22 protein-coding genes are annotated in these 23766 nt (G+C 68.3%); 12 read left to right on the forward strand and 10 right to left on the reverse strand.

The features are described 5' to 3' along the window. Positions 1 to 9: 9 nt before the first annotated feature. From AC3A4E_RS16310 to AC3A4E_RS16325, 4 genes are all read left to right on the forward strand, one after another. A complete protein-coding gene (locus tag AC3A4E_RS16310; RefSeq protein WP_487632531.1) occupies positions 10 to 1212 on the forward strand; it encodes a DUF1176 domain-containing protein in 1203 nt (400 codons plus the stop codon). A gap of 51 nt (positions 1213 to 1263) precedes the next feature. Continuing rightward, positions 1264 to 1707 carry a hypothetical protein gene (locus AC3A4E_RS16315; protein WP_487632532.1) on the forward strand — a complete coding sequence of 148 codons (444 nt, stop codon included), beginning with the start codon at positions 1264 to 1266 and terminating at the stop codon, positions 1705 to 1707. An 87-nt stretch (positions 1708 to 1794) separates the two neighbouring features. Then, the gene (locus AC3A4E_RS16320; RefSeq protein WP_487616983.1) at positions 1795 to 2151 is read left to right on the forward strand and encodes a type II toxin-antitoxin system prevent-host-death family antitoxin; all 357 of its coding nucleotides are present in this window, start codon (positions 1795 to 1797) and stop codon (positions 2149 to 2151) included. A 2-nt stretch (positions 2152 to 2153) separates the two neighbouring features. Beyond that, positions 2154 to 2786 (forward strand): ATPase, encoded by a 633-nt coding sequence (locus AC3A4E_RS16325; protein WP_487632533.1) that lies wholly within the window; start codon positions 2154 to 2156, stop codon positions 2784 to 2786. 219 nt (positions 2787 to 3005) lie between these two features. Here AC3A4E_RS16325 and AC3A4E_RS16330 read toward each other — a convergent pair whose 3' ends face one another. The 10 genes from AC3A4E_RS16330 to AC3A4E_RS16375 form a co-directional block, all read right to left on the reverse strand. Next, positions 3006 to 4133, reverse strand: a complete 1128-nt coding sequence (locus tag AC3A4E_RS16330; protein ID WP_487632534.1) for an HlyD family secretion protein — start codon at positions 4131 to 4133, stop codon at positions 3006 to 3008. Next, positions 4130 to 5740: an MFS transporter gene (locus tag AC3A4E_RS16335; protein ID WP_487632697.1), complete on the reverse strand. Its 1611-nt coding sequence runs from the start codon at positions 5738 to 5740 to the stop codon at positions 4130 to 4132. Before AC3A4E_RS16335 ends, AC3A4E_RS16330 begins: the two co-directional genes overlap by 4 nt. Positions 5741 to 5979: 239 nt before the next feature. After that, positions 5980 to 6750: an enoyl-CoA hydratase-related protein gene (locus AC3A4E_RS16340; protein ID WP_487632535.1), complete on the reverse strand. Its 771-nt coding sequence runs from the start codon at positions 6748 to 6750 to the stop codon at positions 5980 to 5982. Next, positions 6743 to 8281: a 3-hydroxyacyl-CoA dehydrogenase gene (locus AC3A4E_RS16345; RefSeq protein WP_487632536.1), complete on the reverse strand. Its 1539-nt coding sequence runs from the start codon at positions 8279 to 8281 to the stop codon at positions 6743 to 6745. Before AC3A4E_RS16345 ends, AC3A4E_RS16340 begins: the two co-directional genes overlap by 8 nt. Then, positions 8274 to 8879: a glutathione S-transferase family protein gene (locus AC3A4E_RS16350; RefSeq protein ID WP_487632537.1), complete on the reverse strand. Its 606-nt coding sequence runs from the start codon at positions 8877 to 8879 to the stop codon at positions 8274 to 8276. The genes AC3A4E_RS16345 and AC3A4E_RS16350 overlap by 8 nt, the downstream gene beginning before the upstream one ends. Then, the gene (locus AC3A4E_RS16355) at positions 8879 to 10105 is read right to left on the reverse strand and encodes a CaiB/BaiF CoA transferase family protein (protein WP_487632538.1); all 1227 of its coding nucleotides are present in this window, start codon (positions 10103 to 10105) and stop codon (positions 8879 to 8881) included. Before AC3A4E_RS16355 ends, AC3A4E_RS16350 begins: the two co-directional genes overlap by 1 nt. 126 nt (positions 10106 to 10231) lie before the next feature. Beyond that, positions 10232 to 11008, reverse strand: a complete 777-nt coding sequence (locus AC3A4E_RS16360; protein ID WP_487632539.1) for an enoyl-CoA hydratase/isomerase family protein — start codon at positions 11006 to 11008, stop codon at positions 10232 to 10234. A gap of 127 nt (positions 11009 to 11135) precedes the next feature. Then, positions 11136 to 11933 (reverse strand): amidohydrolase family protein, encoded by a 798-nt coding sequence (locus AC3A4E_RS16365; RefSeq protein WP_487632540.1) that lies wholly within the window; start codon positions 11931 to 11933, stop codon positions 11136 to 11138. Further along, positions 11930 to 12499, reverse strand: coding sequence for a carboxymuconolactone decarboxylase family protein (locus tag AC3A4E_RS16370; protein WP_487632541.1), 570 nt, complete (start codon positions 12497 to 12499; stop codon positions 11930 to 11932). The genes AC3A4E_RS16365 and AC3A4E_RS16370 overlap by 4 nt, the downstream gene beginning before the upstream one ends. Before the next feature lie 93 nt (positions 12500 to 12592). After that, on the reverse strand, positions 12593 to 13576 hold the full coding sequence (locus AC3A4E_RS16375) for a LysR substrate-binding domain-containing protein (RefSeq protein WP_487632542.1): 984 nt from the start codon (positions 13574 to 13576) through the stop codon (positions 12593 to 12595). A gap of 704 nt (positions 13577 to 14280) precedes the next feature. On the opposite strand from AC3A4E_RS16375, the gene AC3A4E_RS16380 reads away from it, so the two are divergent. From AC3A4E_RS16380 to AC3A4E_RS16415, 8 genes are all read left to right on the forward strand, one after another. Beyond that, complete coding sequence (locus AC3A4E_RS16380) at positions 14281 to 15393, forward strand: porin (RefSeq protein WP_487632543.1); 1113 nt, start codon at positions 14281 to 14283, stop codon at positions 15391 to 15393. Positions 15394 to 15477: 84 nt separating this feature from the next. Beyond that, on the forward strand, positions 15478 to 16782 hold the full coding sequence (locus AC3A4E_RS16385) for an MFS transporter (RefSeq protein ID WP_487632544.1): 1305 nt from the start codon (positions 15478 to 15480) through the stop codon (positions 16780 to 16782). A gap of 97 nt (positions 16783 to 16879) precedes the next feature. Next, complete coding sequence (locus AC3A4E_RS16390; RefSeq protein ID WP_487632545.1) at positions 16880 to 17683, forward strand: alpha/beta fold hydrolase; 804 nt, start codon at positions 16880 to 16882, stop codon at positions 17681 to 17683. 42 nt (positions 17684 to 17725) lie between these two features. After that, on the forward strand, positions 17726 to 18931 hold the full coding sequence (gene pcaF / locus AC3A4E_RS16395; protein ID WP_487632546.1) for a 3-oxoadipyl-CoA thiolase: 1206 nt from the start codon (positions 17726 to 17728) through the stop codon (positions 18929 to 18931). Positions 18932 to 18971: 40 nt separating this feature from the next. Further along, positions 18972 to 19940, forward strand: a complete 969-nt coding sequence (locus AC3A4E_RS16400; RefSeq protein WP_487632547.1) for an aldo/keto reductase — start codon at positions 18972 to 18974, stop codon at positions 19938 to 19940. A 65-nt stretch (positions 19941 to 20005) separates the two neighbouring features. Continuing rightward, on the forward strand, positions 20006 to 21442 hold the full coding sequence (locus tag AC3A4E_RS16405) for an aldehyde dehydrogenase family protein (RefSeq protein WP_487632548.1): 1437 nt from the start codon (positions 20006 to 20008) through the stop codon (positions 21440 to 21442). Between the two features lie 26 nt (positions 21443 to 21468). Next, entirely contained in the window at positions 21469 to 22911 is a 1443-nt protein-coding gene (locus AC3A4E_RS16410) for an aldehyde dehydrogenase family protein (protein ID WP_487632549.1), read from the forward strand. Positions 22912 to 22988: 77 nt separating this feature from the next. Then, positions 22989 to 23756, forward strand: a complete 768-nt coding sequence (locus AC3A4E_RS16415) for an SDR family NAD(P)-dependent oxidoreductase (protein WP_487632550.1) — start codon at positions 22989 to 22991, stop codon at positions 23754 to 23756. Positions 23757 to 23766 lie beyond the last annotated feature (10 nt).

A 23766-nucleotide genomic window follows, 5' to 3' on the forward strand; every position in this document is an offset into this window, starting at 1 on the left:
AACGCCGCGATGTCGAACGCCGCACGCAAGTCGGTTCTTCTGGTGGCGCTGCTGGCATCGCTGGGCGCTTGCACACAACGCGATGCGGAAACGCCGGCATCCACCACAAAGCCTGCGGCTGTACCGGAGACCGACGCCGCGTCGTCCGCAGACGCGGCCGCATTGCATGCGGCACCGGCCGGCACGCCCGCCGTGCCGGTCTACCGGACCTTCCGCGACGTCACGGTCGCCTGCGACAACATCCGCCGCTGCGCCGCGATCGGCATCAGCGACACCGTCACTGGACTGGTGCTGTCTCTGACCCGCGACGCCGGTGCCGATGGCGCCCAGGCGTTGCTGCTGCGCGCCCCGTGGGACGAGCTGGATGCCGGTGGCCTGCGACTCGATGGTGTCGACGCGCCCGGCATCACCGGCTTGCCCTGGCGGCGCGATGCAGGCGAGTACGCCGCCCTGCGCCTGGAGGATCCGGCTGCCATCGCGCGCTTCATCGATCTGGTGCGCGACGCTGCGCGTCTGGGCGACGAGGCGGGTCGCGAGGTGTCGCTGTCCGGTTTCAACGCCGCATTGCTTTATGTCGACGACCATCAGCACCGCCTCGACACCCCAGGTGCGTGGGTGCGACGCGGGGATCGTCCGGAAGACCGCGTGCCTGCCGCCCCGGCGCTGCCGGTGCTGCCGCAGGTCCCGGTCGCACGGAGCGCATTGACCGGCGTCGCGGTCGCGGACCTGATCCGCCTCACGCGTGATTCGCACCTCGCCGTGCTGGGGGCGCAGGGGTGTGACACGTCAGGCGGCGAATTCGACATCGCGCGCCAGGACACCGCGGTGCCGCTGGATGCGACGCATGCGCTTGTATTCGTGACCTGCTTCAGTGGCGCCTATCAGGCCTCGAGCCTGGTGTTCCGCACGGCACTCGACGGCAGCAACGTGACACGGCTGACTCTGCCCGCACCGCTGATGTCGGACGACAGCACCCAAGTCCGCGAGGATTTCGATCTGCTGGTCGGCCCCGACTTCGATCCCGCCACCGGCACACTGGCGCAGTACGCCAAGGGGCGCGGCATCGGCGATTGCGGTTACCACGCGACCTGGCAGTTCGATGGGCAGGCATTCCAGCTGTCGCACTACGCCGAGATGCAGACGTGCGGTGGTCTGAGCGCCGATGCATGGCCGGTGCTGTGGCGCGTGGCCGAGCCTGCGGCCGCGCCTTGAGCCCGCCGGGCGACGGCGCCACAATCGCCCGCCCTGTCCGGTGCGCCGCCCATGTCCGTGTTGCTTCGACTCGTCGCGATCCTGCAGATCGCCGGTGGTTTCTACGGCCTCGCCAGCACGCTGATGCGGCTGGCCTCCGGCGGCGCCGGCGGTGGCGCGGTGCTGGTGCTGGTGATCGGCCTGCTGCTGTCGACGTTCGCGATGATCGCCGGCGTGCTGCTGCTCGAAGGCGACGCCCTCGGCGAGCGCCTGTCGCGGATTGCGCTCGCCCTGCAGATTCCGGTCATCGCCACGCCGTGGCTGAGCTACGCCTGGCACGCCGGCGCCACGGTGCCGCTGCAGTTCCGGTTCGGCCGCAGCGTCGTGGTCGACCTCGACTGGTCGGTGCCGTCGGAGGCCTTCCGGCTCGCGCTGGCTGGCCCGTCGACCGCGGCGCTGGGGGTGAACCTGCTCGCGCTCATCCTGTGGATGGTGCTGCGCTTCTCCCGTCGCTGAGCGGGTCCGGAACACCGGGCATCGCGTGAAGGGCCAGATAGGCCAATTGGGGTATATTTCCTTATGCCCGCCGCAGGAGCGACCGCGATGACGATGTCCCTCAAGCTCGACGCCCTCGATGCGCTGCCGCGCACGCCGGCCTCCGACGTCAAGAAACTCGGCTGGCGCGGCGTGATGAAGACCATCGCCCGCGGCGGCAAGGTTGTGGTGACCAACCACAACACGCCCGAGGCGGTGATCCTCTCGGCCGAGGAATACGGCGCGATCCTGCAGGCACTCGACGCCGCCGGCGCAGCGCAGCGTTCGGCGCTCGACACCCTGCGCACGCGTTTCGACGCGCGCCTGGCGGCGCTGCAGGCCGACGACGCCGGCACGCGCCTGCGTGACGCGATGCGTGGCCCCGCGCGCCTGCGCGGCAAGGTCAAGGCCGGCGCGACCTGCTGAGCGTGGCGCGTCCGGTCCTCTACGTGCTGGCGGGCGTCAACGGCGCCGGCAAGAGTTCGGTCGGCGGCCATCTGCTCGAACGCGCCGGCATGACGTGGTTCAACCCCGACACCTTCGCGCGCGAACTCGCCGCCGCGACCGGCTGCTCGATGCCTGAAGCGAATGCGGAAGCCTGGCAGGAAGGCATGCGCCGGCTGGATGTCGCACTCGCGAACGGCCACAGCCATGCATTCGAAACCACGTTGGGCGGCAACACCGTGCCGGCGCGCATCGCCGAGGCCGCGCGCACGCACGACGTGTTGATGTGGTTCTGCGGTCTGTCCTCAGCCGAGCAGCACATCGCGCGCGTGCGGGCGCGGGTTGCGATCGGCGGTCACGACATTCCCGAAGCCAGCATCCGCGCGCGCTGGACGCGTGCGCGCGAGAACCTGATCGCGCTGATGCCGGTGCTCGCGCAGCTGCAGGTCTACGACAACAGCGTCGAGGTTGCGCGCGGGAAAGCGGTGCCGGATCCGGTGCTGCTGCTGGAGATGGTCGACGGCGCGCTGGTGGTGCCGGATGCGGACGATCTGGCCGCGCTGGCGAAGACGCCGGAGTGGGCGAAGCCGGTGTTGGAGGCGGCGTTGGGTTTCTGAGAATCGACGTGGCTAAGTCGCCAGGCACCCTGTCATTCCAGCGGTTTTCAACAGCCGAATGGCTGGTCAGGCTGGAATCCATTTTGATCTTGCTTGGTATCTCGAGACGCTTTCACTGGAGCGAACCGCTTTCGCTGGAACATCAATCCGCTTACGGGCCGTCTGCACCGCAAAAATGGATTCCGGCTTTCGCCGGAATGACGGTCAAGCGCAATTGCCTCATCGCGGACGCAACACCGGCGCATCGCCAGCGTCTTCTCGCACTGCTGCCCCCGTATCCACACTCACTTCCACCGACATGCCCGGACGCAGCCGCTCCGCCAGCGGCTGATCGCGATCCACCGCGATCCGCACCGGAATCCGCTGCGCGATCTTGACGAAGTTGCCGGTCGCGTTGTCCGCGGGCAGCACGCTGAACTCCGAACCGGTCGCGGGTGAAATCCGTTCGACGCGACCGGTCAGTCGCGCGCCACCCAGTGCGTCGACCGTAAAGCTCGCCGGCTGGCCGACGCGCATGTCGACCATCTGCGTTTCCTTCATGTTCGCCAGCACCCAGACGTCCGCCGGCACCACCGCCATCAGCTGCGTGCCCGCGTTGACCAGCGCGCCCTGGCGCACGGTGACCTGGCCGAGCAGGCCGTCGTTGGGCGCAGTGATGCGCGTGTTGTCGAGATCGATCTTCGCCAGACGCACCGCCGCTTCGGCGCTGGCGACCGCGGCTTCCAGACTCTCGCGATTGACGTCGACGCTGCGCGCGTCCTGTTCGGAAATGTCGAGCGATGCGCGCGCCTGCGCTGCCGATGCGCGCGCCTGCGCATTGCTGGCGCGGGCGAGGTCACGGTCGTGTTCGGAAATGAGTTTCTGCGCGGCGAGTTGTTCGATGCGGCGCAGGTCGATCGCGGCGACGTTCGACTGCGCGCGCGTCGCGGCGATGTCGGCGGCGCTGCGGGCGATGCCGGCCTCGGCGCTGCGGCGCGATTGTGTGGCATTCGCCAGCGCGGCCTGCTGCACGCGCAGGTTGGCTTCCGCCTGTTCGAAACGCTGGCGGTAGATGCGGTCGTCGATCGTCACCAGCAGCTGACCGCGCGTCACCGGCTCGAAATCCTGCACCGCGACTTCGGTGACGTAGCCCGAGACCTGCGGCGCGATCAGCGTCACGCGTCCGCGCACGGTGGCGTTCTCGGTGCTTTGCACGCTGCTGCCGAACGGCGGCAGGCGCCAGGCGTAGAGCACCAGCAGCACGCCCGCCAGCGCGACCGCAGCGAATGCGGCGATCTGCAGCACGCGTCGGCGACGCGACGGCGCGGCCGGCTGTTCGGGTGGGGGTGTCGGGGCGGGTGCGCTCATGCGGAATCCGGGGCGGCAGAAGAAGGTGGCGATGCGGGCGTTGCCGGCGCGGCGCGCAGACGCGCCCAGACCCGCGACGCGATGATCCACACCAGCGTGCAGAACGCGATGAAGGCGATCAGCAGGAAGACATCGTTGTAGGCCAGCACATTGGCCTCGCGCGTGGCCGCGCCGCCGAGTGCGCGCACGGCAAGTGCGTTGCGCTGCGCGGGATCGGCGATGGTCGCGGCATAGCCGTTCGCGGCGGCCTGCACGCGCGCGGCGACCAGCGGATCGAGTAGGGTCAGGTGCTCGGTCAGCACGCTGGAATGGAACTTCTCGCGCATCGTCTGGAACGTGCCCAGCAGCGCGGAGCCGAGAAGGCCACCGAGGTTCTGGGTCATTCCGAACAGCACGACGAAACTGATCAGGTTGCGGGGCTGGCTGATCACCGGACCGATGCCCGCGATCAGCATCGGCCCGAGGAAAAACGTGCTGCCGAACGCGAGCAGGAACTGGCTCACATACATCTGCTCGGGCCGGGTGACGTTGCTCGCCTGCGCATCCATCAGCGCACCGGTCATCATCAGCGCCAGCGAGATCAGTACAGGTTGCCAGGTCTTCGCAGGGTTGATGGTCAGCGCGCTCGTCGCCAGTCCGGCGACGCTGCCGATGAGCACGATCACGAACAGCGTGCGCATCTGCTCGTTGCCGAGGCCCAGCGCCTGCAGAAAGCCGACCGCGCCGGTCGCCTGCTCCGACAGCACGATGCGGATCAGCACGATCGCCAGTGCCAGCCGCAGCATCGAGCCGGTCGCGAGCCAGCGCGTATTGAGCAGCGGCCGCGCACGGAAGTGTTCGATCGCGATTGCCGCCGTTACCAGCACGAACGCGCCGGCCAGCGCCCAGCCCAGCCACGCGGTTTCCGTCCACCATGCGAGCCGTCCCTGCGCGAGCACCGCGGTCAACAGCGCGATGCCGGGCGCGAACAGGCCGAAGGTCACGAAGTCCAACGGCTCGAAGGCCTTGTGGCGATCACCGGGCGGCAGTTTGAGCAGCAGCACGCCACCGAGCGCGACCAGCGCCAGCCCGAGTTCGAACATGTACAGCCCGCGCCATTCGCCGAACTCGAGCAGATCGGTCGAGAACACGCGCGCCAGTGGCAGTGCGAGCTGCGCGATGCCCAGGCCGATCACCAGCCCCCGCAAACGGTGCTTCTGCGGAAAGGCCTGCAGCATGTAGTACAGGCCCAGCGTGTTGAGCGCCGCGCCGGCGATGCCGTGGCCGGCGCGCACCGCGATCGCCGAGCCCAGATCGTTGACGAACAGATGCGCCAGCGTGATCAGCGCATAGAGAATCAGGAACGCCTCGGTGAACAGCCGCAGGCCGAACTGCTGGCGGAATTTCACCAGCAGGATGTTCATCGACACGTTGGTCATCACGTAGGCCGCCGGCAGCCAGGCGATCTCCGATGCATACGCGCCCAGCGCGCCCTGCAGGTTGACCAGGTTCGCGGTGACCAGCGCATTGCCGAGACCGCCGGTCATCGCGACGATGAAACCGATGATGCCGAACGCGATGCGGCGCCGCGTGGAGTGCAGCGGCGTCGACGGCGAGCCCGGCATCATCGGCCGCTCGTGCGGCGCCCATTCGCGGGGCGCGTAGCGATGCGCGCGCAGTGTGGCCCGATCCGGAACCGCGGAAGGCGGCGTGGAGGGCGGCAGGCTCGACATGGCGCCAGTCTGGGCCGGTGCCGGGGTCAGAACAAGCCGGCCGGCGGCATGCATCGTCCGGATGCGCCGCCGTTGATTTCACGTTCCACTGACCGCCTGTGCGCACAGCCCGGGCTGTCTGCGATACGTGTCCGTCAGCGGCCGGTGTAGCGCGGTGCGCGCTTGTCGAGGAAGGCCTGCATGCCTTCGCGCTGGTCGGCGCTGTCGAACAGGCGTTCGAACAGGCGGCGTTCCAGGGCCAGTGCCGTGTCGAGCGGAACGTCGGCGCCCAGACGCATGGCTTCGCGGATCGCCTGCACGGCCAGTGGCGGCATCGTTGCGATCTGTGCGGCGATGCGGACCGCTTCCTCCAGCGCTTCGCCAGGCGGTACGAGACGCGAGACCAGATTGGCCGCGTACGCATCGCGCGCCGGAATGTGTTCACCGGTCAGCGTCCACAGCAGCGCCTTGTAGCGACCAGCCGCACGCAGCAGGCGCTGGGTGCCGCCCGCGCCCGGCATGATGCCGACGCGGATCTCGGGCTGGCCGAAACGTGCGTCCTCGGCCGCGACGATCAGGTCGCAGGCCAGCGCGAGTTCGCAGCCACCGCCCAGCGCGTAGCCCTCGACTGCCGCGATCACCGGCTTGGGCGACTGCCGCACCACGTGGAAGACGCGGTCGGTATCGAGACGCTGGTGATCGGTCGGCGACAGGGTCGCCATCTCGCCGATGTCGGTGCCGGCGACGAAATAGCCGCCACTGCCGGTCAGCACGATGGCGACGACGGCAGGATCTGCGCAGGCCGCCTGCAGCGCCGCGATCAGCTCGGTCTTGACCTGCAGGTTCAGCGCATTGCGCCGCGCCGCGCGTTCGATGCGCACGATCGCGACCGCGTCGCGGACTTCGGTGGCGACGAACTCAACCATGCGCGCGTGCCCCGATGTGTTGCGTCTGGACCTCACGACGCAGCCACGGCGACACCTTGTAGCGGTCCTCGCCATACGCCGCCGCCAGATGCGTGAGGACTGCTGCGAAGTAGGGCAGGCCGTCCTTCCGGCCCCAGGCCAACGGTCCCAGCGGATAGTTCACGCCGCGGGTCATCGCCGCGTCGATGTCGTCGGCGGACGCGAGGTCCTGCTGCAGGGCGTCCGCCGCTTCGTTGACGAGCATGGCGACCGTGCGCGCGACCACGAGGCCGGGCGCGTCGTCCAGGACCGAGATGCGCTTGCCGAGTGCCTCGAACAGGCCGACGACCGCGTCGCGTGCCTGTGCGTCGACATGTGGCGGAAACGCGACTGCGATCCGGGTGGCGGTGGCGTAGTCCAGCGCCAGGTCGAAGACCGCCACCGGCTCGCCCGCCTCGAGCGAACGCGCGGTCGCGCTGCGGCCGTCGGTCAGTGCGAGCGCGAGGCCGTCGATCCGCAACAGGCCGGGGCCGCTGCCGTGTTCGACCGTGATGCCATCGAGCCTGTCGAGCAGCGCGACCAGCGCCTGCGCCGCGCCGAGGTCGCCCTCGACGCGTAGCTGCGAGGGCCGCGTGCCGGTGGCATCGTCGGGCCGCGGTGTGTCGGCGTCTTCGCGATAGTCGAAGAAGCCGCGACCGGACTTGCGCCCCAGCCAGCCCGCGTCGACCAGCGACTGCTGCACGAGCGACGGGCGGTAGCGCGGATCCTGGAAGAACGCGTCGTAGACCGAGCAGGTGACCGAGAAATTGACGTCGTGGCCGATGAGATCCATCAGCTCGCACGGCCCCATGCGGAAGCCACCCGACTCACGCAGCACCGCATCGAGTGTGGCCGGCGTCGCCGCGCATTCCTGCAGCAGCCGCAGCGTCTCACCGTAGAACGGACGCGCGATGCGGTTGACGATGAAGCCCGGTGTCGAGCGGCACACCACCGGCGATTTCTTCCACGCACGTGCGGTCGCGACGAGGGTATCGACGACCCCGGGTGCCGTCGCCTGGCCGGCGACGACCTCCACCAGCGGCAGCACCGTGGCCGGATTGAAGAAGTGCAGGCCAGCCACACGCTCCGGGCCGGGCAGGCGCGCGGCAAGCGCGGTGACCGACAGCGACGAGGTGTTGGTGGCGAGGATCGCGTCGGCGGGCAGGGACTCCGCGTACGGCGTCAGCGCGGCGACCTTGATGTCGAGGTTCTCGACGATCGCTTCGATCACCAGCCCGACATCGGCCGTATCGGCACTGCGGTCGTCGGCTTGGATGCGCGACACGATCGCATCGCGCGTGGCCGCGTCGAGCTTGCCGCGGGCAACACGCTTGTCGAGGCCGGCGTGGATGCGGGCGATACCGCGCGCCAGCGAGTCCGCGTCGGCATCACGCAGCAGCACGCGATGGCCGGCGGTCGCGGCGACCTCGGCGATGCCTCCGCCCATCGTGCCTGCGCCGATGACGATGACTGCCCGATGCAGGGGCAGGGCGCTGTCATGCGTATCAGCCATCGGCAGGCACCGTGGCGGCAAAGGACGGTCGTGCGGACACGTCGGCGAACCAGGCTGCCAGCGCCGGGGCGGTGGCCCGCCAGTCACGCGCTGTGAACCGGTAGTCGAGGTAACCGAGCGCGCAGCCGATCGCGATGTGTCCGATTGCGAACGGCGCGGCGGACAGTGCAGGGGCTTCGCGTTCCAGCTGCGCGACCACTGCATTGGTCTTCAGCGCGAACGCATCGCACAGAGGATCGGATGGCACATCACGCTCGCGTTCGTTGCGCCAGAGCACCAGCAGGTCGAGGGCACCATCGCCGAAGGCCTGCCAGCGCAATGCGTCCCATCGCAGGCCGGGCGCTCGCGGAAACAGGTGTCCGTCGAAGCGATCGTCGAGGTATTCGCAGATCACGCGCGAGTCGAACAGGCGCACGCCGTGCTCCAGTACGAGCGTGGGAATCTTCGAGAGCGGGTTGTCCTGCATCAGCCTGTCGTTCGGCACCAGCATCGCGGCGACCGAGCGCTCGAGCGCGATCGCATCCACGCATCCCAGCTCATGCGCGCAGACCATGACCTTGCGGACGAACGGCGACTTCGGCGACCAGTGCAGTTTCATCAGACGACTCCGGTGGCGCGCAGCGCCGCAATGCGCTCGGGACTGTAGCCGAGCGTGGCGAGGATCTCGTCGCTATGCTGTCCAAGCAGCGGCGGCGCGGTGCGCGGCTTGAGCGCGGCGTCACTGAAGCGCATCGGCGTGCCGATCAGCGGCACGTCGACGCCGGCCGGATGCGCGGCGTGCTGCAGCATGCCGCGTGCGACGACCTGCGGGTCGGCCAGCACTTCGGGCACCGTGTTGATCGCGCCGCAGGGCACGCCGACCGCATCGAGCGCGGCCACCAGATCGGCGCGCGTCCAGCTCGCGAAGGCCTCGCGCAACAGCGCCGACAGCGTGCCGATGTTGCGCACGCGGCCCGCATTGCTGGCGTAGTCGCCCTCGGCCCATTCGGGATGGCCGAGCACGTCGCAGAGCTTGACGTACTGGCGGTCGTTGCCGACGACCAGGATCACGTCGCCGTCGCTGCAGGCGTAGACGTCCTGCGGCTGGATGTTGGGATGGGCGTTGCCGTTGCGCTGTGGAGTGTCGCCCGACACCAGATGGTTCATCGCCTGGTTGGCGAGCGTCGCGACCTGCACGTCGAGCATGCTGATGTCGATCGTCTCGCCTTCGCCGCTGCGGTCGCGTTTGGCGACGGCGGCGAGCACGGCGACCGCGGCGTACATGCCGGTCATCAGGTCGACGATCGGGATGCCGACCTTCTGCGGGCCACCGCCGGGACGGTCGTCACGCTCACCGGTGACGCTCATCAGGCCGCCCATCGCCTGGATCAGGAAGTCGTAGGCGGGCTGGTCGCGACGCGGGCCGGTCTGGCCGAACCCGGTGACCGAGCAGAAGATCAGCCGCGGATTGATCGCGCGCAGCGCATCGGCGTCGAGGCCGTAACGCTTCAGCGTGCCGACCTTGTAGTTCTCCAGCACCACGTCGGCGCTCTGTGCGAGTTCGCGCACCAGTTGCTGGCCTTCGGGCGTGTCGATGCGGATCGTGATCGAGCGCTTGCCGGAATTGACCGCCAGGTAATAGCCGGCCTCGCGGGTGTCGTTGCCTGCGGCGTCCTTGAGGAACGGCGGACCCCAGGTGCGCGTGTCGTCGCCACTGCCGGGGCGCTCGACCTTGATCACGTCCGCGCCCAGGTCGGCCAGGATCTGTCCGGTCCAAGGCGCGGCCAGGATGCGGCTCAGATCCAGCACCTTGAGGTGCGACAGTGGGCGTTGGTCGGGCGTCATGGGGCAGGCGATCTCCGGCGGGTGTCCGGTGGACTGTAGGAAGGTGGGCCGCCGCTGCCTACGCGCCTGATGCGCAAGGCTGGCATGCCGTCCGCGACACATCGCGGCCACGGCGGCACGGGTGCATCAGCGGCCGGTGAATAGCGGCGCGCGCTTCTCGCGGAACGCGGCCTGCGCTTCGCGTGCATCGTCCGTGCGGCCGATCGCCGCGGTCATGTCCTGCTCGTAGCGATAACCGTCACGCAGGCTCATGTCTTCGATGACGTTCATCGTGTGCTTGCCCATGCGCGTCGACACCGGACTCTTGGCGGCGATGCTGCGGGCGATCTCCAGGGCAGTCGGCAGCAATGCGTCGTGCGCGGTGCAGGCCTCGACGATGCCCAGCCGGTACAGCTCCGCGCCGTCGACACGATGTCCGGTCAGGGCCATGCGCCGCAGACGCGAGTGCCCGAACAGGCGCATCGCATGGCGACAGCCGCCGAGCAGGCCCACGTCGACTTCGGGCAGTCCCAGCGATGCACGCTCGGACGCGACCAGGATGTCGGCCGAAGCGACCATCGCCAGACCCGAGCCCAGCGCAGCGCCGTTGATCGCGACGACGACGGGCTTGGCGCATTCGCGGATCGCATGGAAGCACTCGCGGGTGCGGCGCGCGTGCGCCGGCAGATCGCCGGGTCCCTTGATGACTTCGGCGCGCCCCTTGAGATCGGCGCCGGCGCAGAACACCTTGCCCGCCGCGGTCAGCAGCACCACGCGGACGTCGTCGAGTTCCGAGATCCGGTCCAGCGCCAGCGTGAGTTCGTCGTTGAGCGTGCGCGTCAGCGCGTTGACCGGCGGCGCATCGAGGGTCAGGGTCGCGACGTGGTCGGTGATGTCGACCTGGAGCTGGGTGTAATCGTCCATGTGGCGTCTGCAGCCCGTGCCGGTGAAGACGTCCGAGTCTAGGCAGGCGGTCCATGGGCCACGATGCGGGCGCCCGCAGAGCAGCTTTGCGGATTCGCGCAACACGGCGTCACACCGCGCCGCGCGGTCAGTCGTACAGCGCGGCCGGGTTGTCGACGAGGATCAGCTGCGCGAGCGCGTCCGGGGTCCAGTCGCGGAACCGGGCCAGCAGGTCGGCGGCATCGGGCGCCGGATCGACGCGCAGATGCGGCCAGTCGCTGCCCCACAGCAGTTGCGCGGGATTGGTGTCGAGCAGCGCCTGGTGGAACGGCTGCCCGCGCGCGATCTCGGTGCCCAGCAGGTTGCGGTAGGCGCACAGCTTGATCCAGGCATGGCCGTCATCGAGCAGTGCCCGCAGCGTGGCGAAGCCGGGCGCATCGATGCCGGCCTCGACATCGAAGCCGCCCATGTGATCGATCACCACGGTGACCGGTAACGCGCGCAGTGTCGCGTCGATGCCGGGCAGCACGGTAGTGTCGGTCCACAGTTCGGCGTGCAGGCCGGCATCGGCCATCGCGGGTGCCAGCGCGACCAGATCATCCAGACCGGCGCTGCCGGCGAAGTTGCCGGCCCCGCTGCGATGGCTGAAACGCAGGCCGCGCACGCCGCGCGCGCGCAGACCAGACAGATCGCGCGGTCCGTCGGCGCGCACGACCATCACGCCGCGCAGTTGCGGCGCGGCCTCGAGCGCATGCAGCAGCAGCGTGTGATCGGGCCCGTAGGCGCTGGCGTGCACCAGTACGCCGCGTGCGAGGTCGAGCCGCTGCAGCAGGGCGAGGTAGGCGTCGAGCGGTGCCTCGGGCGGCGTGTAGCTGCGCTCGCCGGCCAGCGGAAAATCCGCGTACGGGCCGAACACGTGCGCATGGCAGTCCCAGCCCGCGCTCATCGCAGCGTCGCCTGTGGCAGGTCGAACGCGGGGGTGACGCCTTCGGGCAGGGGAATCTCGTGTGCGTTGAGCGTCATCGCGACCATCGTGTAGTAGCCCACCAGCGCGGTCAGTTCGACCACGGCCACGGTGCCCAGCAGCGCGAGCGCGCGTGCATACACCGCGTCGGAGACCGAGCGGTGCGCATTGAGTTCTGCGGCGAACGCGACGACGACGGCTTCCTCTTCGACGAGACCGGTCGGCACTTCATGCGCGAGCAGGGCTTCGATTACCGGTGTCTCCAGCCCGATGCATTCGCTTTCCAGTCGATGCGCATACCACTCGAACGGCGAGTTGCAGGCGCGGCCGGTGACCAGGATCGCCAGTTCCGACTGGCGCGGCGTCAGCGAGGTGTCATAACGCAGCAGCGCACCGAGCGCCTGCCAGCGGTCGGCGAGTTCGGGGTTGTGCAGCGCGGCCCGGAGCGGACCCTGGATCTTCCCGCGCGGGCCGGACACGATGCGGTCGTACACCGCGCGTTGCGCGGTCGACATGTCGTCGGGGGCGGGCAGGGCAATGCGAGGCATCGTGACTCCGGGCAGCGGCGACATCGAGACGTCGGGGAGCGACGACCCTAGCCCGCACGCGCTCGACGATCCAGCACGCGGCCTGCAACCCAGCTATGCGTCGGCAGGTGCTTGCGGACGATCGCGATGCCAGATGCCGGTCTCGGCCATCTCCCGCACGATGGCCTCGATCTGCGACGCGACCGCCGCGACTGCGCGGCCTGGATTCTTCGAGCGCGCCATCGCCATCGAGATCGTGCGCTGCACGGGCGGGTCGGTGATCTGCGAGGCCTGCAGCGAGCCGTCTTCCAGTTCGTGCCAGACCGCGTGGATCGGCAGCACGGTGTAGAGCCCGTCGCGCGCTGTGAGCGATTTCTGCAACGGCAACGAGTCCGCCTCGATCGCCGGCGACAGTGCGATGTCGCGCTGCCGGGCGATGCTGTCGAGCGCACGCCGCAGCCCGTTCGGTGCACTCGGCAGCACCAGCGGCAGGCCGTCGAGCCGGTCGAAGGCGACGGTCTTGTTGCGCGTGAGTGCATCGCGCCGTGGCCCGATCAGATAGCTGTCGACGACCGCGAGCGGCTGCTCCATCTCGTGGGCGGACATGCCATAGCGGTAGAGGATGGCGATGTCGATGCGCGCATCGGCCAGCCACTCTTCGACCTGGCCACCGGAGCCTTCGAGGATCTTCAGACTGACGCTGGCGAAGCGCTCGCGCAGCGCGGCGAACAAGGGCGCGGTGATCGTCTGCGAGATCGACGGCAGCAGCCCCAGTGTGACCCGGCCGGTCGGTGCGAGCGCCTCGCCGCGGATGTCGGCGTCGAGCAGCGCGGCGTCTGCCAGCAGCGTCTTGACCCGCGGAAAGACGTGCGCGCCCAGCTCCGACAACTGCACGCCGCGCCCGGTGCGGGTGAACAGGCGTGCGCCGCAGTCGCGCTCCAGCGCGTTGAGCTGGCGGCTGAGCAGCGACTGGTTGCTGTCTAGGAACAGGGCCGCGCGGGTGATGCTGCCGAGCTCGGCGATCGCGACGAACGCGCGCCAGCGGTGCAGGTCGGACGCGATGCCGATGTCGAACTCGGTGGGTTTGGCCGCTTGCATCGCCGATCCTGATGGAGACGCAAGCCGGCGCGCGGCTTGCGTGTCTCGAGGCTGTGCAGCGTACGCCTGCGTCCGGATCGCGCCAAGACGAAGCCTTGCGTTGCACGTCCTGGCGCAACGCGCGCGGCATGGATGCGGCGAAAGCGGAATTGGCGAAACGACCCGGAAAAATGCTGTGCTGCAACAATCGTTGACGCAAGGCCGCCATGTCTCGCATGGCATAGCTGGATTGTCCGCGGACTCCGTGCGCCGGTCGAAAACCCACCGATAGACTCCGCTACGTCGAGACGCCATGGCCTGCGCCGCAACGTCTCGCACCACGACGAGGGAGGTGTGGAGTGCAGCGTGTCCAGCAAGTCGCCATGCCGCACCTGCGGCCCCGTATCGATCGACGGATCCGGATTGCCATGACGCGATCGGGCGATGTCCACATCGTCGACGCCACGCCGACCGCCCGATGGTTCCACCGGCGCATGCCGGTGCCCTGACCCCCGTCATTCGACCGAAAGGCCGGGTGCAGGACGCCCCGACCGCACCTGTTGTTCCGACACATCCGCCAGGCCTTGCAGCCGGGCCGGCGAGCCGTGCACGCCAGTCCGCAGCGCGAAGGAACCCCCTGCCTCGTGACGCGGCGGACGCGTTGGAACCACTGCCCGCATGGATGCCCATCCGAACACGACAACCAGATTGAAGGGGATGTGCGAATGAGACAGACGATAGCGAGCGTGACGATCTGTGCCGGCATGGTGCTGAGCGCATCGGCCGCCGCGCAGCAACCGCAGACGCCGCCGGAGCCCGCGCCCGCGCCTGCGGCGGCCCCCGCCGCTGCGACGCCCGCCGCGAAAGCGCCGCTCAAGCCGATCGGCCTGTACGGCATCGTCGACGTCTTCGTGACCACAGGCGACTACGGCAACGGCACACGCACACGCGTCGATTCGAACGGCGCGCGCGCCAGCCGGCTCGGCCTGCGCGGTGGCAAGGAGATCACCGACGACCTGTCGGTCCAGTACACCTATGAGATGGGGCTGGATCTGACCCACGCCCGCAAGGCGGACCGCCACCGGGTGTTCAACCGCCAGGCCTGGGTGTCACTGGTCAGCGAGGACTACGGCATGTTGCGCGTGGGTCGTCAGAACACGCCGCAGTTCATCATGCTGGGCAAGTACGACGCGATGGACGCGACCACGCAGTCGTCGGGTCTGTTGAATCTGGCGCCGTTCAATCCCCGCTACAGCCGTCTGGTGTCGTACTTCACCCCGAAGCTCGCCGGTGCGGTGACGCTGCAGGCGCATTACGGCCTGGGCGAACATCTGTTCAACGGCAACCGCACCAACAGCTGGCATGTCGCGGCGGAGTACGAGAAGGGTCCGGTCGGCGTCGGTGTGACCCACGAGCACGTCAAGGATCTCGGCACGGCGACGGTCGAGACCGACTACACGCTCGCCGGCGGCAGTTACGACTTCGGCCGCTTCAAGGTGTTCGGTGGCTACCACCACGTCACCACTAGCAATGCCAGCCGGGAAGCCGACACCTACTCGACGTCGGTGCTCTACCGCATGACGCCGGTCGACACCCTGTCGCTGGGTTACAGCGTTCTGTCGGACCGCCTGCCCGCCAACAACGACGCCAGCCAGGTCGGCCTGCTGTACCAGCGCTTCCTGCGTCCTCAGACCGTGGTCTATGCCGGCGTGGCGCACATCAACAACCGCAATGCCGCGCGCTTCACGCTCAACGGCTCCGCCGTCGCGGGCACCCCGCTGACCGAACCCGGCTTCAATCCGCAGGCGCTGCAGCTTGGCTTCCGCCATGCGTTCTGACCTGAACCCTTCTTCCGCTGCCGGTACCGACGGCACATCCGCGCCGCCGTGCGCGCTGGCATTCTTCGCTCCAGGAGACATCGCATGAGTCACGACGCAGCGCCCCAGGCACACCAGGCTTCCGATACGAAGACCATCCGCCGGGTCGCCATCTCCAGCTGGATCGGCACGACGATCGAGTTCTACGACTTCCTGCTCTACGGCACCGCCGCCGCGCTGGTGTTCGGCAAGCTGTTCTTCCCGGAAAACAGCGCCACCGCCGGCACGCTGGCGGCGTTCGCGACGCTGGCCGTGGGCTATATCGCCCGCCCGCTGGGTGCGGCCGTGTTCGGCCACTACGGCGACAAGGTCGGCCGCAAGAAGATGCTGCTGCTGACGCTGATCCTGATGGGCGGTTCGAGCACCCTGATCGGCCTGCTGCCGACCTACCACAGCGTCGGCATCCTCGCGCCGATCCTGCTGGTCCTGTGCCGGCTGGTGCAGGGCATCGCGATCGGTGGCGAGTGGGGCGGCGCAGCGTTGATGGTCGTCGAGCATGCCGGCGCGAAGAACCGGGCGTTCTGGGGCAGCTTCGCCCAGATCGGTGCGCCGACCGGCGTGCTGCTGTCGACCGGTGTGCTGGCGATCATGACCCAGCTGCCGCCCGAGCAGTTCGAGAGCTGGGGCTGGCGTGTGCCGTTCCTGCTCAGCGTGTTCCTGCTCGTGATCGGCTACTACATCCGCACCAGCGTGTCGGAAAGCCCGCTGTTCGCCGAAGCCAAGAAGAGCGAGCAGGGCGTTGCCAAGGTCCCGTTCGTCGAGCTGATGCGCGCGCCGGGTCCGCTGTTCAGCGCGATGGGTGTGGGTCTGGGTGCGTTCGTGATCCAGGCGATCATGCTGCTGTTCGGTCTCTCGCACGCGATCAGCGTCGGCTTCGATCGCAGCGACGTGCTGCTGATCCAGGTGGCGGGTTCGGCCGAACTGATCGTGCTGGTGGTGGCGATGGCAGTGCTGGCCGACAAGGTGGGCCGGCGTCCGGTGGTCCTGGGCGGTGCACTGCTGTCGGCGGCCTGGGCGTTCCCGATGCTCAACCTGATCAACACCGGAGAGAAGTGGGCGCTGATGCTGGCGATCGGCGTGGGCACGATCGCGCAGGCGGCGATGTACGCGCCGCTGGTCGCGTTCCTGACCGAGAAGTTCAAGCTGCGCACCCGCTACACCGGCGCGTCGCTGGGCTACCAGGGCGCGGCGCTGATCGGTGCCGGCTTCACGCCGATGATCGCCACCGCACTGAAGGCCGAGTTCGGCGGCACGTTCGCAGTGTCGATGCTGTTGCTGGTCACCAGCCTGATCTGCGCGGGCTGCGTGTACTTCGCCAAGGAAAGCCAGCACAACGACCTGCGCCACTGATGGTGCGGCGACCCGCGTCGCCGCCCCGATCCATGCGCCCGGATTCCGGGCGCATGGAGTTCTGCAAGCCCTGCCGTTCGATGGAATCCATGTGTCGATGAACCACCCCGATTTCCGTGGCGCGCCCGGCGCCAGACACCGCCGCCTGCTGGTACGGGGCGATGTCCAGCTCGATGTGATCGTCGAAGGCGCCGGACCTGCGATCGTGCTGCTGCCCTCGCTCGGTCGCGACTCCGAGGACTACGACGACGTCGCGGATGGACTGGTCGGGCATGGCTTCCGCGTGTTGCGCCCGCAGCCGCGTGGACTGGGTCGCAGTCACGGGCCGATGCTCGACCTGACGCTGCGCGACTACGCCGACGACATCGCCTTCGTCATCGCCGAACTGTCGGAGGGACCGGCCGTGATCGTCGGCCATGCCTTCGGCAACTGGGTCGCGCGGATGACTGCCAGCGTGCATCCGGCGCAGGTGCGTGGCGTGGTGATTGCCGCAGCGGCGGCCAAGCGCTATCCGCCCGCACTGACCGCCAGCATCCGTCGCATTGTCGACCCGACGATCGGAGACACGGAACGCCTGCAGGAACTGCAGTCGACGTTCTTCGCCCCGGGCAACGACGCCTCGGTCTGGCTGACCGGCTGGCACGAGCACGTCCGCGACAGCCAGTTCGCCGCACACCAGGCGACTGCGCAAGGCGACTGGTGGGCCGCGGGCGACGTGCCCCTGCTCGACCTGCAGGCCGCGGACGACCCGTTCAAGCCCGCCGACAAGCGTGAGGAACTGCGCGACGAGCTCGGTCCGCGGGTGTCGATCGCATGCATCGAACACGCGAGCCATGCGCTGATCCCCGAGCAACCGGAACGCGTCGTCGAAGAAGTCGTGCGCTGGGTCGGGACACTGTGATGTATGTCTGCGCCACTACGTCAGAAACGAGGTACGCACGCGATGCATGACGTCTTCATCTGCGATGCGGTGCGCACGCCGATCGGCCGCTATGGCGGTGGCCTGGCGCCGGTGCGCGCCGACGATCTGGCCGCACTGCCACTGCAGGCGCTGATGCGGCGCAATCCACAGGTCGACTGGTCGCGGCTGGACGAAGTGTTCCTCGGCTGCGCCAACCAGTCCGGCGAGGACAACCGCAACGTTGCACGGATGGCAGCGTTGCTTGCCGGCCTGCCGGTCGAAGTGCCGGGCGTGACCGTCAATCGCCTCTGCGCGTCGGGCATGGACGCGGTGGGCGCCGCGTTCCGCGCGATCGCCAGCGGCGAGCTCGAACTGGCGATCGCCGGCGGCGTGGAATCGATGTCGCGTGCCCCGTTCGTCATGGGCAAGGCCGAGGCCGCGTTCGGGCGCACCCAGGTGCTGGAAGACACCACGATGGGCTGGCGATTCGTGAACCCTGCGCTCACCGCGTTGCACGGCACCGAGACGATGCCGCAGACCGGCGACAACGTCGCTGCCGACCACGCCGTCTCGCGCGCGGACCAGGATGCGTTCGCGCTGCGCAGCCAGCAACGCGCCGCGCGCGCACAGGCGGCGGGATTCTTCGCCGGGGAGATCGTGCCGGTCGAAATCAGCTCCCGGAAAGGCCCCACGGTCGTCGACCGCGACGAACATCCGCGACCCGACACCACGCTCGAGACCCTGCAGAAGCTGCGGCCGGTCAACGGCGTCGACCGCAGCGTGACCGCAGGCAACGCATCGGGCATCAACGACGGCGCAGCCGCGATGATCCTCGCCTCGGCAGACGCGGTGCGGGCACATGGCCTGACGCCGCGCGGTCGCGTGCTGGGCATGGCCAGCGCCGGCGTCGCACCCCGTGTCATGGGCATCGGGCCGGTGCCCGCCATCCACAGACTCTGCGCGCGTCTGCAGATGTCCGTGGCGGACTTCGATGTCGTGGAACTCAACGAGGCCTTCGCCAGTCAGAGCCTGGCGGTACTGCGCACACTCGGACTCGCCGACGATGCGCCACAGGTCAATCCGAACGGCGGCGCGATCGCACTCGGCCATCCGCTCGGCATGAGCGGCGCGCGCCTTGTATTGACCGCGCTGCATCAGCTCGAAGTGCAGCAGGGCGATCGGGCCCTGGCCACGATGTGCGTCGGTGTCGGCCAGGGCGTGGCCCTGGCGATCGAGCGTGTCCGATGACACGCATGCCGCACTCCATCCCCAATCCGGATCCAACGTCATGAACCACCGCGCTATCGGTCGCACCGGTGTCCGCGTTTCGCAGCTGTGCTTCGGCACGATGTCGTTCGGCTCCTATTCCGACGCCGACGCATCGAAGGCCATGTTCGCGCGCTGCCGCGAGGCCGGCATCAACTTCTTCGACTGTGCGAACTCCTACGCAGGCAGCCGGTCCGAAACGATCCTCGGCGCATGCATCGCCGAATCGAAGTCGCGCGACGACATCGTGCTGGTGTCGAAGGTCTGCCGCCCGATGGGGCCGGGCGTGAACGATCGCGGCCTCTCGCGCCATCACATCATGCGCGAGGTGGAACAGAGCCTGCGCCGGCTGCAGACCGACCGCATCGACTTCTACTTCATGCACCACTACGACCCGCTGACGCCGGTCGAGGAATCGCTGCGCGCGTTCGACGACCTGCAGCGCCAGGGCAAGATCCTGTACCCGGCGGTCAGCAACTGGGCCGCCTGGCGCATCGCCAAGGCGCTGGGCATCTCGGAACGTGAATCACTGGCGCGCTTCGAGCTGGTCCAGCCGATGTACAACCTGGTCAAGCGCCAGGCTGAAGTCGAACTGTTTCCGCTGGCCGAGTCGGAGCAGCTGGGCGTGATCGTCTATAGCCCGCTCGCCAGCGGGCTGCTGACTGGCCTGTACGGCGTGGACCGCAAACCCGAAACCGGCCGCCTCAACGAAGCGCGCTACTCGCAGCGCTATGCCGACCGCATGAATTACGAGGTGGCCGACCGCTTCACCGCGTTCGCGGCCGAGCACGGCTTCCATCCGCCGTCGCTGGCAGTGGCCTGGGCGATGTCGCACCCGGCCGTGACCGCACCGATCATCGGCGCCGAAACCGTCGAACAGCTCGACGGCTATCTCGGCGCGCTGGATATCGATTTGACGCCCGACCTGCGCCAGCAGATATCCGATCTTTCGTTCGTGCCCGATGTCGGCACCGAACGCACCGTCGACTGACCCGGCATTCCTCCCCCTTTTCGCCGGTTCGCTGGCGACGCCGTACTGCTCTGAAGGAGTCCCCCATGCACAAGACCCACCTGCTCATCGACAACCAGGACGTCGCGACCGACGACTACCTCGAAGTCCGCGATCCCGGCCGCACCGCCGACATCGTCGGCCTGCTCGCACAGGGCACCGCGGCGCATGTCGACCAGGCCGTGCAGGCTGCGCATCGCGCGTATGCCGGCTGGCGCGACACGCCGCTGGCGCAGCGCCAGGCGCTGCTGACGCAGGCCGCCGATCTGCTGGTCGCCGAAGGCCCGGGCGTGGCCGAACTGATGGCGCGCGAGTCCGGCATGCTGGTGCCGACCAACAAGGCCGAAGCCGGCATGTCGGCCGCGATCATCCGTGACAACGTCGATCTCGCCACGGAATTCCTGAAGCCGCTGCAGGTCGAGGACGAGGCCAGCTGGGTCAGCGTCGAGAAACGGTCGATCGGCGTGATCGCCGGCATCATTCCGTGGAACGCCCCGATCATCCTGACCATGCGCAAGCTCGCGCCCGCGCTGGTCTGCGGCAACACGCTGGTCCTCAAGCCCGCGCCGACGGCAGCACTCGGCCTGTCGGCGCTGCTGAAGAAGATCGCCGCGCTGTTCCCGCCCGGCGTCATCAACGTGGTGCACGGCGGCGCCGAGGTCGGCACGGCGCTGACCACGCATCCGCTGGTGCGCAAGGTGTCGTTCACCGGTGGCGGCACGGTTGCGAAGGCGATCATGAAAGCCGCAGCGGACAGCATCAAGGGCGTGCAGTTCGAACTCGGCGGCAACGATCCGGCGATCGTGCTGGCCGATGCAGACCTCGACGACGTGATCCCGAAGATCGTCGGCGGCGTGTTCCGGCGCTCGGGCCAGTTCTGCTTCGCGGTCAAGCGGATCTACGTGCAGCGGCCGATCTACGACGCGTTCTTCGAGAAGTTCATCGCCGAGGTCGACAGGTTCAAGGTCGGGCACCCGCTCGCCGAGGGCGCGACCTTCGGCCCGGTCAACAACCGCGCGCAGTTCGAGTATCTGCAGGGCCTGTCCGAGCGCACCCGCGCCGCCGGCGCCGAAGTGATCGAGCTTGGCAGCAAGCTCGACGCCAGCACCTGGGACGACGGCTACTACCTGCTGCCGGCCGTGGTGAAGCACGCGGCGCCGGATCTGGAGGTCGTGGTCAACGAGCAGTTCGGTCCGATCATCCCGATCGTCGCCTTCGACGATGTGGAAGAGGCCATCCGTCTCGCCAACGACAGCGAGCTGGGTCTGGCGTCCAGTGTCTGGTCGACCGATGCGGATCAGGCCGTCGCGATCGCCAGCCGCATCGAGGCCGGCATGACCTTCATCAACAACGCCGGCACGTCGCGCATCGGCCAGAAGAACAGCCCGTTCGGCGGCGTGAAGCAGAGCGGCATCGGCCGCGAGAGTTCGGAAGTGGGCCTGTCCGAGTACGTGGAGTACCACGCCATCAACTTCCACAAGTGAGCGGACCGGTCGCAGGAGACACACGCATGCATATCCCCACGCTTCAACTGCTGATCGACAACCAGGATGTCGAGACCAGCGACTATCTCGAGGTCCGCGATCCGGGCCGCTTCGCCGACGTCGTCGGTCGCGCTGCGCAGGCCGACGCGAGCCACGTCGATCTCGCCGTGCAGGCCGCGCATCGCGCGTTTCCGGACTGGGCGGCCACCCCGCTCGAGTCGCGCATCGAGCGTGTGCTCGCGGTCGCCGATCTGCTCGAATCGATGGTCGATGAACTGACCCCGATCGTCGTCGCCGAGTCCGGCCTGCTGCCGCAGGAAATTCGCATGGAGATCGCCGGCTCCGCATTCGCCACCCGCGACAATGTCGATGCCGCCCGCGATTTCCTGCAGGTCAAGCGCGTCGAGGACGACACCAGCTGGTTGACGGTCGAGAAGAAGCCGGTCGGTGTGATCGCGGGCTTCGTGCCGTGGAACGCGCCGATCGTGCTGATGATCCGCAAGCTCGCGCCCGCACTGGTCTGCGGCAATACCATCGTCATCAAGACACCGCCGACCACGCCGCTCGGCGTGGGCACGCTGCTCAAGCGCGCGGCTGCACTGTTCCCGCCGGGCGTCATCAACGTGCTGCACGGCGGCAGCGACACCGGCTCGGCGCTGGTCGCACATCCGCTGGTGCGCAAGATCTCGTTCACCGGCGGCGGCAAGGCAGCGACGGCGATCATGAAAAGTGCCGCCGATACCATCAAGAGCGTGCAGTTCGAGCTGGGCGGCAACGATCCGGCGATCGTGCTCGACGACATGGATCTCGATGCGCAGATGCCGACGCTGGTTGCCGGCACCTTCCATCGTTCGGGGCAGTTCTGTTTCGCGGTCAAGCGCATCTACGTACCGCGTGCCATCTACGACACCTTCTTCGAAAAGTTCAGCGCGCAGGTCGCGAAGTTCCGCATCGGCCATCCGCTCGATCCGCGCACCACGTTCGGTCCGGTCAACAACGCGGCGCAGTACCGCTACGTGCAGGATCTCGTGGCCCGGGCGAAGGACAGCAGTGCGACGGTCGTGGAACTCGGTGAACCGGTGGATCCCGACACCTGGCAGGACGGTTACTACCTGCGTCCGGTGCTGGTGAAGCATCCGACGCCGGATCAGGAGATCGTCACCTGCGAACAGTTCGGCCCCGTCGTGCCGGTGATTCCGTACGACAGCGAGGATGCGGTCATCGCGATGGCCAACGACAGCGAATACGGCCTGGGCTCCAGCATCTGGACCACCAGCTTCGAGCGCGCGGTCGGCATGGCGCGGCGCATCGAGGCGGGCATGACCTACATCAACAAGAACGCGCAGTCGCGCCTCGGGCGTCGCTACATGCCGTTCGGCGGCGTGAAGCAGAGCGGCATCGGCACGGAGAACGGCGAACTCGGTCTGGCCGATTACGTCGAGTACCACGCGATCAACTTCCACAAATGAACCAGCTGACCCGTCCCGTGATCGAGACCGCCCCGGGAGGCGGTGATCCTGGTGCGATGCGTCGCGAGGAGCACGCCGTGAGTCGTCATCAACTGTTGCAGGGCAAGACCGCCATCGTGACCGGTGCCGCGTCGGGGCTCGGCCACGCCATCGCCGCGCTGTTCCATGCCCAAGGAGCGCGCGTGATCGTCGCCGACCTCAATGGCGAGGCTGCGGATACGGTGGCGGCGACGCTCGGCGCGGACGCCCATGCGGTGCAGGCCGATGTCGCCTCGGAAGCCAGCATCCGCGCGCTGGTGGACGCCACGGTGTCGCGCTTCGGCGCAATCGACGTGCTGGTGAACTGCGCCGGCGTGCCGCAGGTCTATACCGCGATCGAAGACCTGGAAGAGCGGCACTGGGATCGCATCCTCGGCGTCAATGCCAAGTCGATCTTCCTGGCCTGCAAGCACGTCGTGCCGCACATGAAACAGGCGGGCGGCGGCGCGATCGTCAACATCGGTTCGATCGTCGGCGTGCGTCCGAAGCCGGGCCAGAATGCCTATTGCGCATCCAAGGCCGCGACGATCGCCCTGAGCCAGTCGCTCGCGCTGGAGCTGGCGTCGAGCCACATCCGCGTCAACGTCATCAACCCGGGCGCGGCGGAAACGCCGATGCTCGGCGGCTTCCTGGATCCAGCCAAGACCTCGCTGGAAGACGCCAAGAAGCTGTTCGCCGGGAACATCCCGATGGGCTCGCTGATCCAGCCCGATGACATCGCCGAAGCGGCGCTCTATCTCGCCTCGTCGCTGTCGAAGCAGGTCACCGGTCTGGTGATGAACGTGGACGGCGGTCGCGGCGTCTGAGGTGACCGCA

The organism is Luteimonas sp. Soil_N_1 (genome assembly GCF_057656255.1).

What these genes read in the sequence shown, in the direction of transcription:
- AC3A4E_RS16310 (WP_487632531.1), top strand. Translation starts at nt 10, where the DNA reads ATGTCGAACGCCGCACGCAAGTCGGTTCTTCTGGTGGCGCTGCTGGCA.
- AC3A4E_RS16315 (WP_487632532.1), top strand. Translation starts at nt 1,264, where the DNA reads ATGTCCGTGTTGCTTCGACTCGTCGCGATCCTGCAGATCGCCGGTGGT.
- AC3A4E_RS16320 (WP_487616983.1), top strand. Translation starts at nt 1,795, where the DNA reads ATGACGATGTCCCTCAAGCTCGACGCCCTCGATGCGCTGCCGCGCACG.
- AC3A4E_RS16330 (WP_487632534.1), bottom strand. Translation starts at nt 4,133, where the DNA reads ATGAGCGCACCCGCCCCGACACCCCCACCCGAACAGCCGGCCGCGCCG.
- AC3A4E_RS16335 (WP_487632697.1), bottom strand. Translation starts at nt 5,740, where the DNA reads ATGATGCCGGGCTCGCCGTCGACGCCGCTGCACTCCACGCGGCGCCGC.
- AC3A4E_RS16340 (WP_487632535.1), bottom strand. Translation starts at nt 6,750, where the DNA reads ATGGTTGAGTTCGTCGCCACCGAAGTCCGCGACGCGGTCGCGATCGTG.
- AC3A4E_RS16345 (WP_487632536.1), bottom strand. Translation starts at nt 8,281, where the DNA reads ATGGCTGATACGCATGACAGCGCCCTGCCCCTGCATCGGGCAGTCATC.
- AC3A4E_RS16350 (WP_487632537.1), bottom strand. Translation starts at nt 8,879, where the DNA reads ATGAAACTGCACTGGTCGCCGAAGTCGCCGTTCGTCCGCAAGGTCATG.
- AC3A4E_RS16355 (WP_487632538.1), bottom strand. Translation starts at nt 10,105, where the DNA reads ATGACGCCCGACCAACGCCCACTGTCGCACCTCAAGGTGCTGGATCTG.
- AC3A4E_RS16360 (WP_487632539.1), bottom strand. Translation starts at nt 11,008, where the DNA reads ATGGACGATTACACCCAGCTCCAGGTCGACATCACCGACCACGTCGCG.
- AC3A4E_RS16365 (WP_487632540.1), bottom strand. Translation starts at nt 11,933, where the DNA reads ATGAGCGCGGGCTGGGACTGCCATGCGCACGTGTTCGGCCCGTACGCG.
- AC3A4E_RS16370 (WP_487632541.1), bottom strand. Translation starts at nt 12,499, where the DNA reads ATGCCTCGCATTGCCCTGCCCGCCCCCGACGACATGTCGACCGCGCAA.
- AC3A4E_RS16375 (WP_487632542.1), bottom strand. Translation starts at nt 13,576, where the DNA reads ATGCAAGCGGCCAAACCCACCGAGTTCGACATCGGCATCGCGTCCGAC.
- AC3A4E_RS16380 (WP_487632543.1), top strand. Translation starts at nt 14,281, where the DNA reads ATGAGACAGACGATAGCGAGCGTGACGATCTGTGCCGGCATGGTGCTG.
- AC3A4E_RS16385 (WP_487632544.1), top strand. Translation starts at nt 15,478, where the DNA reads ATGAGTCACGACGCAGCGCCCCAGGCACACCAGGCTTCCGATACGAAG.
- AC3A4E_RS16390 (WP_487632545.1), top strand. Translation starts at nt 16,880, where the DNA reads ATGAACCACCCCGATTTCCGTGGCGCGCCCGGCGCCAGACACCGCCGC.
- pcaF (WP_487632546.1), top strand. Translation starts at nt 17,726, where the DNA reads ATGCATGACGTCTTCATCTGCGATGCGGTGCGCACGCCGATCGGCCGC.
- AC3A4E_RS16400 (WP_487632547.1), top strand. Translation starts at nt 18,972, where the DNA reads ATGAACCACCGCGCTATCGGTCGCACCGGTGTCCGCGTTTCGCAGCTG.
- AC3A4E_RS16405 (WP_487632548.1), top strand. Translation starts at nt 20,006, where the DNA reads ATGCACAAGACCCACCTGCTCATCGACAACCAGGACGTCGCGACCGAC.
- AC3A4E_RS16410 (WP_487632549.1), top strand. Translation starts at nt 21,469, where the DNA reads ATGCATATCCCCACGCTTCAACTGCTGATCGACAACCAGGATGTCGAG.